Annotated in this window: 11 protein-coding genes; 8 read left to right on the top strand and 3 right to left on the bottom strand. The window is 70.0% G+C overall.

The window, feature by feature from the left end:
* Together fxsT and ACFV6I_RS09735 are read right to left on the bottom strand one after the other, a co-directional pair.
* On the bottom strand, positions 1-3,733 hold a 3,733-nt coding region (gene fxsT / locus ACFV6I_RS09740), incomplete at its 3' end, for an FxSxx-COOH system tetratricopeptide repeat protein (RefSeq protein ID WP_380424214.1).
* Between the two features lie 44 nt (positions 3,734-3,777).
* Positions 3,778-4,260, bottom strand: a complete 483-nt coding sequence (locus ACFV6I_RS09735; protein WP_380424212.1) for a hypothetical protein — start codon at positions 4,258-4,260, stop codon at positions 3,778-3,780.
* Between the two features lie 23 nt (positions 4,261-4,283).
* On the opposite strand from ACFV6I_RS09735, the gene ACFV6I_RS09730 reads away from it, so the two are divergent.
* The 6 genes from ACFV6I_RS09730 to ACFV6I_RS09705 all read left to right on the top strand — a co-directional run bounded on the left by ACFV6I_RS09730 (position 4,284) and on the right by ACFV6I_RS09705 (position 8,472).
* A complete protein-coding gene (locus ACFV6I_RS09730; protein ID WP_380424210.1) occupies positions 4,284-4,523 on the top strand; it encodes a hypothetical protein in 240 nt (79 codons plus the stop codon).
* Between the two features lie 92 nt (positions 4,524-4,615).
* Positions 4,616-4,975 (top strand): helicase associated domain-containing protein, encoded by a 360-nt coding sequence (locus ACFV6I_RS09725; protein ID WP_380424208.1) that lies wholly within the window; start codon positions 4,616-4,618, stop codon positions 4,973-4,975.
* A 606-nt stretch (positions 4,976-5,581) separates the two neighbouring features.
* Positions 5,582-5,764, top strand: coding sequence for a hypothetical protein (locus ACFV6I_RS09720; RefSeq protein WP_159398743.1), 183 nt, complete (start codon positions 5,582-5,584; stop codon positions 5,762-5,764).
* Positions 5,765-5,849: 85 nt separating this feature from the next.
* On the top strand, positions 5,850-6,179 hold the full coding sequence (locus tag ACFV6I_RS09715) for a hypothetical protein (RefSeq protein WP_380345755.1): 330 nt from the start codon (positions 5,850-5,852) through the stop codon (positions 6,177-6,179).
* Complete coding sequence (locus tag ACFV6I_RS09710) at positions 6,176-7,828, top strand: alpha/beta hydrolase (RefSeq protein ID WP_380424206.1); 1,653 nt, start codon at positions 6,176-6,178, stop codon at positions 7,826-7,828. The genes ACFV6I_RS09715 and ACFV6I_RS09710 overlap by 4 nt, the downstream gene beginning before the upstream one ends.
* 191 nt (positions 7,829-8,019) lie before the next feature.
* Entirely contained in the window at positions 8,020-8,472 is a 453-nt protein-coding gene (locus tag ACFV6I_RS09705; protein ID WP_380345751.1) for a hypothetical protein, read from the top strand.
* Here ACFV6I_RS09705 and ACFV6I_RS09700 read toward each other — a convergent pair.
* Entirely contained in the window at positions 8,466-8,870 is a 405-nt protein-coding gene (locus tag ACFV6I_RS09700; RefSeq protein WP_380424204.1) for a hypothetical protein, read from the bottom strand. The genes ACFV6I_RS09705 and ACFV6I_RS09700 overlap by 7 nt on opposite strands.
* A 197-nt stretch (positions 8,871-9,067) precedes the next feature.
* On the opposite strand from ACFV6I_RS09700, the gene ACFV6I_RS09695 reads away from it, so the two are divergent.
* Together ACFV6I_RS09695 and ACFV6I_RS09690 are read left to right on the top strand one after the other, a co-directional pair.
* A complete protein-coding gene (locus tag ACFV6I_RS09695) occupies positions 9,068-9,610 on the top strand; it encodes a hypothetical protein (RefSeq protein WP_380424202.1) in 543 nt (180 codons plus the stop codon).
* A gap of 451 nt (positions 9,611-10,061) precedes the next feature.
* Positions 10,062-10,358 carry a hypothetical protein gene (locus ACFV6I_RS09690; RefSeq protein ID WP_380424200.1) on the top strand — a complete coding sequence of 99 codons (297 nt, stop codon included), beginning with the start codon at positions 10,062-10,064 and terminating at the stop codon, positions 10,356-10,358.
* The last annotated feature ends 116 nt before the right edge of the window (positions 10,359-10,474 follow it).

The raw sequence follows: 10,474 nt of genomic DNA, 5'->3' as shown, positions 1-10,474 counted from the left end.
TCTCAGACTCTGCCACTTCCCCCCCCCCGACCACAGCCCCCCGGTGCGCCGCGCCCGGCCCCCCCCCCCGCCCCCCCCCCCCCCCCCCCGACTGGAGTTCGAGGTCGAGGTCGATCGCGCACCCGTCGCGGGCCGCCCGGGTGTCGGGATGGTCGACGCCCAAACGGCGGGTGAGGCCGTCGAGGGCGTGGGCGTGGTGTTCGGCGGCCTCGACCGGTCGGCCAAGGACGCGTAGGGTGCGGGCGAGGTTGGCGGCACAGGCCAGTGCGTCCGGGTGCTGCGTGCCGTAGCGGGCACCCAGGTCGGCCAGGGCCTGTTGCAGGAGGGGCAGCGCCATGCCATGGCGGCCGGTGCTGGTGTAGGCGTTGGCGAGGTTGATCACCGCCTTGAGGGTGAACGGATGCGTCGGGCCCACGCATCGGCCCAGCGCCTCCGCCGCCGCCTCGCCCCGCACGATGGCAGCCTCGGCGTCACCGCTGGTCCTCAGGTAGAGGGCGAGGTTGGCGGCGCAGGCGAGGGTGAACGGGTGGTCTGCGCCGAGCAGTCGCTCGTACGTGGCGTGGATCTGGACGGTCAGGTCTCGGGCGAGGCCGTGGTCGCTGGCGGCGCTGTGGTCCGCGGCCAGGTTGGCCGCGCAGATCAGAGCGTCCGGTGTGTCCCCGTCGTAGCGTTCCCGGTAGCGTTCGTAGGCGGTGGCGTTCTTCGTACGGGCCTCCTCTAGCCGGCCTGCCCGGCGCAGCGAGACGGCCAGCGAGGTGTCGTTGCGCAGCCTCTCCGGCAGGTCGGGGTCGAGGACTGCGGCGAAGCCGACGGCGACCTCGCTCAGCAGGGCGATCGAGGCCGGAAAGTAGCCGAGGTCGCGCAGGTCGCGGGCGAGGCAGTACTTCGTCGAGAGGGTGGCCGGGTGTCGCAGGCCCAGCACGGCCTCTCGTCGTTGCAGGGTCTCCTGGTCCAGGTCGCGGGCGGCCTGGCTGTCCCCGACCAGCCGGTAGTCGATCGCCAGGTTGTTGGCCATGGCCAGGGTGCGCGGGTTGTCGGCGCCGAAGAGTGTGGTGAGGCGGGCGTAGGTGTCGAGGTCGAGCGCGAGCGCGGGCTGGAAGCGGCCCAGGCCCCGTAGGTCGGCGGCCAGTGACCCGGCGGTCATCAGGGCGTCCGGGTGGTGTTCGCCGAGGGTGGTCCGCTGGCGTTCCAGGACGTCTTCGTCCAGCGTCAGCGCTTCGGTGTAACGCCCCAGTGAACGACGGATGTTGGCGTGGTGGAAGCGCAGCCGCAGGTTCTGTGGGTCGTCCGGGCCGAGTTTGTCGGTCCATACCGGGATGAGGGTTTCGCTCAGGCGGTCGGCGCTGTGCAGTTCAGCGCGCTTCCACAGGTAGCGGACGCGGTCGATGAGCAGTTGCCGGGGCTGTGGGGCGTCGCATTGGTGGGTGGCGCAGGCGGTCAGGTGCGGCCAGATCTCCTCCAGCGCGGGCCAGCTGGCCGGATTGTCGATGTCGTGGTCGGCGGGGCGTGCGGCGGCCAGGATGAGGTGGACGTCGTGGGCGGCCCTGCGCTGCTCCTCTGCGGTCATTGTGCTGCGGATGACCGCCTGGACGAGCCGGTGCAGTTGGATGCCGGTGCTGTCGACCCGGGCGAGGGAGTAGCGTCCGATCTTCTTGATAGCTGCGCCGAGGTTGATCTGGGTGGCTGGTCCGTCGGCCCGCTCTCCGTAGAGCGCGTGGAGTATCTGCTCGTTGTCGTAGACGAGCCGGGTGGAGATGGGCTCGGGGGCGAAGAACGCGCACAGCTGCAGCAGGCGGGCGGCCGCGGGGGCCTCGGTGCGCAGCCGGGTGATCGAGACGTTCCAGGCGGCTGCCACCGTGGCGGGGTAGTCCACTGGTTGGCCCATTGAGAGTACCTGGGCGGCCGCTCTGCGTAGTTGGGCCAGGTAGGAGTCGACGGGCATGCCGGTGGCGTCCAGCCAGGCGGCGGCCACCTCGATCGCCAGGGGGAGGTCGCCGAGTTCGTGGGCCACCGCGTCGGCGTTCGGTTCGGTCAGGCCTGCGACGCGGCGGCGCAGGTGCTCGATGCTCTCGCGGCGGGTGAAGACGTCCACGGCGAGGGCCTCGGCCACCCGGTTCCACTCCGGGTTGCGGGAGGTGACCAGGATGTGGCCCGAGCCTCCCGGTAGGAACGGGAGGATCTCGGCGGGGTCGTCGGCGTTGTCGAAGATCAGCAGCCAGCGGGCGGCCGGGGTGCCCCGCCGCAGGGCGGTCAGGGCGGAGTTGGCTGCCTCGGCGACCGAGTCGCCGACCGGCAGGCCGAGTTCGCGTGCCAGGTCGGCGAGCGTGGGGCCGATCAGCTCGGGCTGTTCGGCGTCGATCCACCAGACCAGGTCGTACTCGGCTGCGAACCGGTGCGCGTACTCCAACGCGATCTGTGTCTTGCCGATCCCGCCGAGGCCGTAGAGGGTCTGGGAGCTGGGCAGGACGGCCGCCATTGCGCCGCCGAGCTGCCGGTGCAGGTGTTCCAGGACCGTGCTGCGGCCGGTGAACGACAGGTGGCGGGGCGGGGCCTTGAAGTGGGCCGGGCCTGTACCGGGGTAACGCAGGCCGGTGAGGTCGGGTGGTCGCGGTGCGCCGCCGAGTGCGGCGAACAGGGCGGCGGCGGCCTGTTCGGGGCGGTGGCCGGTCAGCTCGACGGTCGGGCCCGAGGGGTGGGAGGCCGGCGGCGACGCGGCGTCGATACGTGCCGTCACCAGGGCATGCTCGACGGGGTCGGCACAGCGCGGCGAGCGTAGGTAGGCGGTGGACAGCAGCACGATCGTGCGGTCCGCGTCGGCTTCCTCGCACAGTGGGCCGAGTCCTGCCGCGGTCAGGACGGCCTCGATCCACCGGGCCCAGACCTCGTCCTCCGGGGCGTGACGTAGGGCGATGCCGGTGGCCGGGGCCGGTGGGGCGCACAGCGGGCAGGGCACGTGCCGGCGCAGCTGTACGGATCCGCGGTGCAGGCCGTGCGGGTGTGGTGGCGGGCCGGAGCCGGCCTCGATCAGCTGGTCGGCGGCGGCGCACAGCTCGCCCGGTCGGCCGCCTGCCGCGTCGGCGGCTGCGGTCAGTTCGGACTCCGGGGCGCCGAGGTCGTGGACGGCGAGGCGGTCGGCCAGGTAGCCGACGGACTCCCGCGTGGTGAAGTGGCGCACGGGGAGCGTCGCGCGCCGTCGGGTGCGCAGTTGCCGGTCCGTGCTGCGGGTGGTCACCACGAGTTCGCTCCTGGGGGCCGGGTCCGGCCACAGGTCATGGATGTCTCTGCGGTCGGCCAACGCGTCGAGGATCAGCAGCCACCGGCGGTTCGTGGTGTGCAGCCACGCGAGGAAGGCTGTTGCGGCGTCGGGTCCTTGGGCCAGCCCGAGGTGAGCGGCCGCCCGGGCGTAACTGTCCCGTACGGCGGTCCGGCTCGATGCGTCGGTCCACAGGAGCAGGTCCACGCTGCCTTCCCGCAGGGCGGACTGGGCGCGGTGGGCGGCGGCCTGGGTCTTGCCGGTGCCTTGCGGTCCGCTCAGTACCGTGGCGGTGCCCGTGTGCAGGGCGCGGTCGACGCAGGGGCGGTGGTGGTAGCAGTCCGCGACCGTGGGGACGGTGCCGATCTGCATCGGCCAGGTGAGGGCCGGTGGGGTGGTGGGACTGTGGACGTGGATGTCGCCGCGGACGCTCCCTGCCACCACACCGCCGGAGTTCACGAGGTCGTGCTGGCTGCGCACGCCGGTTCGCGGACCGGCGGGGCCGTGCTCGGCTCCGGGGACGGTCAGCGCGGGTCCGTTCCCGGCGGGGTAGGGCGGTCGGGTGCGCCGATCGTGACCGAGCCGCTGAAGTCCCGGCCGATCGCGCCGCCCTGGTTGTCGATGTCCCGGCCGGCGGTGACTCCACTGTTGTCGGCGTGGACCTGGGCAGCGGGGCCGGCGGGGGCGGGGAGCAGCAGGGCGCGCAGTTGTTCGGCGGCCTGGGTCTGTTCGGCTGGTTCCAGTCCTTCCAGGAAGTCGGCCAGCCGGGTCTGCCAGGTGTGTTCCTGTCGCTGTGCAAGGGCTGCCCGTTCCTGCGGGGCTGCGGCTTCCAGTTCCTGACTGGTCCGGTCGAGGCGTGCCTGGGCGAGGCGTTCGTCCTCGGTCCGCCCGCGGCCTAGCAGGCGGGCGATCCGTTCCCGGGTGGCCGTCCACACGTCCGTTCCGGCGGCCTGGACGATCCCGGTGCCCCCGGCCGCAGCCAGTGCGCTCAACGTCTCCGACAGCATTCCCGGCTACCCCCTATCCCTCGGTGGTGCTCCTTGCAGAACTGACCGACATTCAACTCCAATGGCTCCATCGAAAGAAGACCACCGTCCCGCCACCGTCGAGGCGCGGCCGTGTCCCGGCGGGCAACCCGCTCACCGGCATCTACCTGCACGCACTGTCCGAGCTGGACGAGCGCGGTGCCGACCTGCCGGATATCTTCGGCCTGCAGCACCGGATGCGACTGGTCGCAACCGGTGTTGGCGCAGGTCCGACCGGACGATGAGCGGCTTCTCGTCCTATGTCACCTGCTCACCCACTACGCGATGAAGACCGAGCTGTACGGCATCGCGCTGGAGCAGTTCCGGCGATCGGGCCGTGGTGCGGCTGCCCACCGTGGACCGGCACCGACGACCCGGCGGCCGCCTTCGACCGGGCACGCGGCCAAGCGGTGAAGCTGTCGGGCGCGCGGCCGTCGCCGCGGGAGCGGCGCCGAAGAAGAAGGCTGACGCCGGGAAGCCGAGCGCGTTCGAGCGCGGCCTGGCCGCGCTCGCCCAGTACCGGGAGCGCACCGGATCGGTCACCGTCCCGCGGAGCCACATCGAGGAAATCCCCGACAGCGACGGCGTGGTGGAGGTGAAGCTCGGGGTGTGGATCTCCAACACCAAGAGCCGCCGGGCGAAGCTGACCGGCGAGCAGCTCGACCAGCTCGCCGCACTCGGACTCGACTGGCGCTGACACCAGCGGGCCATCATGCCCGCCGGAGGCTCTCCAGGGCCTCCCTGACCGCCCACGCCCACCGTGCCCGAGGAGCGCGGCGGCCGGCCCTGCAGGGGCGGCCTGACAGCCTTCCAGGGCCGCCGCGGTCAAGGACGGCCGTTACCGGCTCAGCCTTCGGCTTCGGGGTCTACTTCGACCATACGCCGGTATTTCCAGTGGTTCTTGTCCATCTGGATGCCGAGGTGGATGGGTGCCGGGATCTGGGCCGAGGCGGGGCGGGTGGAACGGGCCCGTACCGCCAGCAGGGCGAGGTTCCCGGCTGCGGAGGCGAGGCGGAAGTCGAAGACGCCGGTGAACGGTCCGGAGGATCGCGCCGGCGTGGCGGCGGGCAGGTGGTGTCCGGAGCGAGGCCGACGGCGGGCACGGCCGACGGACGCCGACGGCGGTACCGTCTGAACAAGAGGGCGGCCGCCACGGGGGTGCGGCGCCGCGTACGCCTCACCAGCCGCTTCCCGGGGCGGGCCAGAACGTCCCCGGGATGCCGGGACGGTGGAAGGAGGGTGCGGCGGAGCCCGAGGGTGGGGGCGCTGATCCATCGATCCCGCACCAGTCCGGAGGACCCCCGTGCGTTCCGTCACCCGAAAGGCCGCCACGATCGGCGCCACCCTGGCCCTGGCCATGTCGGGAGCGGTGCTCGCGGCCGCCCCGGCCTCCGCCGCCGCAAGCAGTGAACAAACGCTGCTGCTGAACATGAACAAAGCCATGCAGAGGAACCATATCGCTAGAACCAGACTAATTGCCCTATAGCGGTTGAGTATCTGCACGGATAGAGATCGGCTGATTACCGAAATAGGCTCCCTGCTGACTGAAGATCTGTCGGGAGGGGAAAGCAGTGGGGCATCTGAAAGTCGATCCGGGTGAGATCCGCATGTCCGCAGGCGTGGCGCGGGCCATCAGCGAGGACTTCGCGAAGCCTTGCCAAGCGGCCGTCACCACCAGCCAGACAGCTTCCGGTCAGCTGACGGGCTGGTCGGTGGCCGCCCGGCTCGGCCAGGTGGCGGGCAACTGGGCACCCGTGCTGGCGGGCGTCGGCGACCGTCTCAAGAAGACGGCCGACAACCTCACCGCCACGGCGCAGGCCTACACGAGCAACGAGAACGCCAACGCCGACGTGTGGCAGAAGCAGAGGATCGGCGAGGCATGGGAGAAACCGGGCCAGTGAACCTGTACGAGCTGCTGCTCCGGTTCGATCCGACCGGGCTGCACGACGCTGCCAAGGCCTGGCGGGCCCTGTCCAACGGGGCCCAGGCCGCCGACAGCCGGCACCGCAACCAGGTGAACGGGCCGCTGAGAAACGGGAACTGGGAAGGGGAGGACGCGCAGAAGGCGTTCTACACCCTGGGCCGAACCGAGCAGATCCTGGAGATCGTCCGGGTCAAGTCCGCCGCTGTCGCGCTCACTCTGGACACCGTCGCCGACCGGATGTACCAGGCGCAGACCAATCTGAAGAACGCTGTGCACCGCGCGGAGGAGTGGGGTCTGACCGTCGGCGCCGACGGGATCGTAAACCTGCCGGCGCTGAGCAAGGGTGAGCAGAACGACCCCGAGGCCAGGTCCAACCCGGAGCGCAAGGCGCTGGCCGATTTGTGTACGCAGGCCCAGGGGCGGATCAACAAGGCGCTGGCCGACGCGAAAGAGGCGAGCGACAAGGGCGACCATGCCCTCGGGCGCCTCGACGCCGACATCCTGACCAGGCCGAGGACGTTCGGCTCCACCGCCGAGACCGCCACCGACGTGAAGAACGTGGCGAAGGACCTCGGCCTCGCCGATCCGTACGTTCCCGACAACAAGGACCCGCAGAAGTCCGCCGACTGGTGGAAGTCCCTGACCCCGGAGCAGCAGAGCAGTTATCTCGCGCTCTACCCGGACAAGGTGGGGCAGCTGGACGGTCTGCCTTCGGCGGTCCGGGACGAGGCGAACCGGCTGGCCCTGGACCAGGAACTGGACGGGCTGAGGTCCGGTACCGCGCGGGGAAGCGGAATCGACGAGGGGGAGTGGAACATCCGCGAGCAGAATCTGATGAAGCTCAAGGAGCAGCTCGACCAGCACGACAGCGCGGTCGGGGACAAGCAGTTGTTCCTGCTTTCCTTCGATTCCAAGTCCTACGGTGGTGACGGCAAGGCGGTCATCGCCATGGGCAATCCCGATACCGCCGACCACACCGCGGTCCTGGTGCCGGGGACGGGAACGACGATCGCCGGCACGGGGGGCCAGCTCGAGCGCATCAACAGCATGCAGGAGGCCGCGAAGGAGGAGTCGAAGGGGACGAACCAGAAGGTGTCGGTGATCTCCTGGCTCGGGTACGACGCCCCTGAGATCCCGGTCGTGCAGGAGGCGAACTTCGGTGTCGTCGGGACGACCCGGGCCGAGGACGGGGCTGCAGCTTTGCGTCAGTTCACCCAGGGCACTCGGGTCGCCCAGGACGGCGTCGGCAACCACAGCCACCTCTCGGTCTTCAGCCACAGCTACGGGACGACGCTCGTCGGTGCGGCTGCCGCAGGAGGGCAGGGGCTGGGAGCCGACGACATCGTCGCCGTTGCGAGCCCCGGAATGACCGTCCAGCGTGCCGACCAGCTCCACATCGACCCCAACCACTTCTGGACCGGCAGAGCAGCAGACGACAACATCAAAATCGCCACAGGACTCACCCTCGGCGACGACCCGATGAACACCCCGTTCGGCGGGCAGAACTTCCAGGTCGACACCTCCGGGCACAGCGGGTATTGGGATGCCGGCAGCAAAAGCCTCGACAACCAGGGCCGCATCATCGTCGGGAAGCCCCCGGCCACGGTTCCCAAAAACCACGATTAGCCCGGCAGCCTCCCCCGTGACCACCGGAGCCGGGCCGGCCACGGTCCGGCTGCGCCCGGTCCTCACACCGCCCCGGCCGCAAGGATTTCACCATGTCCTACTTGCCACGACCCGCCGCACGCCCCGTCGGAGCCCGGCGCCTGGGTGCTGCCGCGCTAGCACTCTGCCTGCCCCTGATTCTCGGAGGATGCATGTCCACACCCGGCCCGAACGACCCACTGCCCGTCAAAGCTCGCCGGGACGCCCAGGACTGGGCCCAGCACATGACCGAGTACATGGCGCAGACTGCCGGAGCCACCCTCGATGCCGGAAGCGTCGAACCGAAATTCAGCAACTGTGTCGGCAAGAACGACGAGGTCCGCGAGGACGGCCGGTACAAGCTGACGTACGTGGCCTACAGCTCCGCCCCGCTCGAACAGCACCCGCAGGCCGTCCGCAAGGTCCGCGCGATGCTCGAACAGCAGGGCTTCAAGATCGATGGCTACCGCGAGACCACCGGCAGCAAGGTGGACACTGTCCTCGACGCATCGCAGGAATCGAGCCAGTACCTGGTCACGGTCGAGACCACGACTGGAGGACTTCTCCTCTTCCGGGTCAGGACACCCTGCCTGATGCCCCCCACTTCGTCGCCGACTTCTCACTGACCCGGGAACGAAAGGGCCCAGCCCGGTGCCTCCCGCGGCCGGGCCCCCGGGGCGCTCCGTCCCCGCGGTCCCGGCTGACCTCGGCGGTACGCGGCGCGCTGAATAAGGCCGCCCGCGAGCGCTCCGCCACCTCCTGGTCCCACCTGAGCCGCCACCTCGGCAGTGCCCTGCCCGACCTCCACCCCGACGACCTGCTTCAGGTCCTGCTCCGGGTAGAAGACACCACCGCCGCCGGCGAGCCGCTGCTCTCCTCCCTGCTCGCCGCCGGCGACACCCAGCACCCGGCCCTCTACCGTGAACTGGCCGCCCGCCTCGGCCGACAGGTACCCACCAACACCAACGAGACCCGCGTGCACTGGCAGACCGAAATCCTCCGCCTTCACCAGCAGTTCCGACACCGCTGACCGACCGCGGTGCCCGGTCAGCTGCTGTCGGGGAGGAACTGCCATCAAGCGGCCCAGCCCGGCCTGGGCGCCGGCACCGTTCTACAGGCGCCTTGGGGAATGGACTCATAGCCCATTTCGGGGGACAACCCGATCACCAAAATGGACCATGAGTCCATCGGGGACCAGAGCGAGGCATGGGGAGGCCGGTCGTGCAGATCATCATCGACACCACGCAGCACACCTTCGAGGAGGCCATGGCCGTGGTCCGCGCCGCCTACGGCCTCGACGCCCAGCAGCCCCCGGGCGTCTTCGTGAACGGGACGTCGGCACAGGCCGTGTGGAGCCACCACGGCAGCTGGTTCGTCCAGCACTGGGACACGGAGATGCTGCACCGTTGGGTGGACCTGCTGCGCACCACCGAGCAGCTTGCCGCGGCCTGGCGGATCTGCATGACACCCGGCGCCTGGGTGGGCAACCCTCAGCTCGCCGAATTCGTCGTCCCGGCAGATCCGCAAGACCGCGGCGTGGTGCGGGCTCGCGCCGCAGTGCAGGTAATGGCCAACCTCGGCCGTCGCGAGATCGGGAGCCCCGGCGGCATGCCGTTCGACAGGCAGGACAAGGGCCGCAGCGCCTACAAGGCGGCCAAGCCGGTCGCCGACATCGTGCTGGAGCAGATCCGGTGGTCCGCACTCTACGAGCGTCTGCTCGAGGAGTACCCGGCGGTCCGGGAGCAGGCAGAAGCCGACGCGTAGCAGCCGTCGGCGTCCAGGCCGGCGGCCGAGTACACCCCCGCGCGGGCGGAGCGGACGGAGACCCGGCTCGTACTCTTCGCTCATGCATCTTGGAAGATCCACAGCCTTGCTGATCAGCGCGTCGGTTCTGGTCAGCGCATGCTCAGCCACGTCTGCCCCGTCTTCTACGGCGGACACAAGTAGCTCCCCGACCAAGGCGGCGACCGCTCCTACGCTGCCCGCAGGAGGTACTCCGAGTACGCGAGCCAAACTGAGCGCCGCCGATCTGCAGGGCCACTGGTGGACCTGGGCAGCTTCGAGTGCCAGTGACTCGAACCCTGTCTCAGATCAGGACGGCCACCTGTGCGCTCAGGGCCAGACAGCCGGCATCTGGTTCCTCGCCGACACCTTTGGCGGGACCGTGACGCGCTCGTGCACAGTACCTGCAGCGGTGCCAGTGGCCTTCCCACTGGTGAACACATACGGCAAAACAGGCGACTGCACCGCCTTCATGGCCTCCGCGCAGGGCAGTGCCATCCTCGACGACCAAGCTCTGGAACTCGAACGATACGAAGCGACAACCGTGCAGATCAGTGCTGTGGACGGCAACCCGCTCACCCAGGACGGGGGCCGCTTCCTAGCCCGGGCCTGCGGCCTCTGGGTACAACTGGAACCGCTGGCACCTGGCAGCCACACACTGAGCATCAGGGGATCATCGGGATCCTTTGCCGTCTCCGTCGATTACAAGCTTCAGGTCTCGGCCAGCTGAAGACGTCAGGCGTGGGCGGGACGGCGTCCCTGCCGGCAGATCCGGCGCACTGGCTCTGTTCACGAGAACGTTCTCGTGAACAGAGCCAGTGCGCCGGATCTGCCGGCAGGGACGCC

This window comes from Kitasatospora sp. NPDC059803 (assembly GCF_042732255.1).
Lineage (GTDB): Bacteria > Actinomycetota > Actinomycetes > Streptomycetales > Streptomycetaceae > Kitasatospora.
This window is presented reverse-complemented; position numbering and strand designations above follow the sequence as displayed.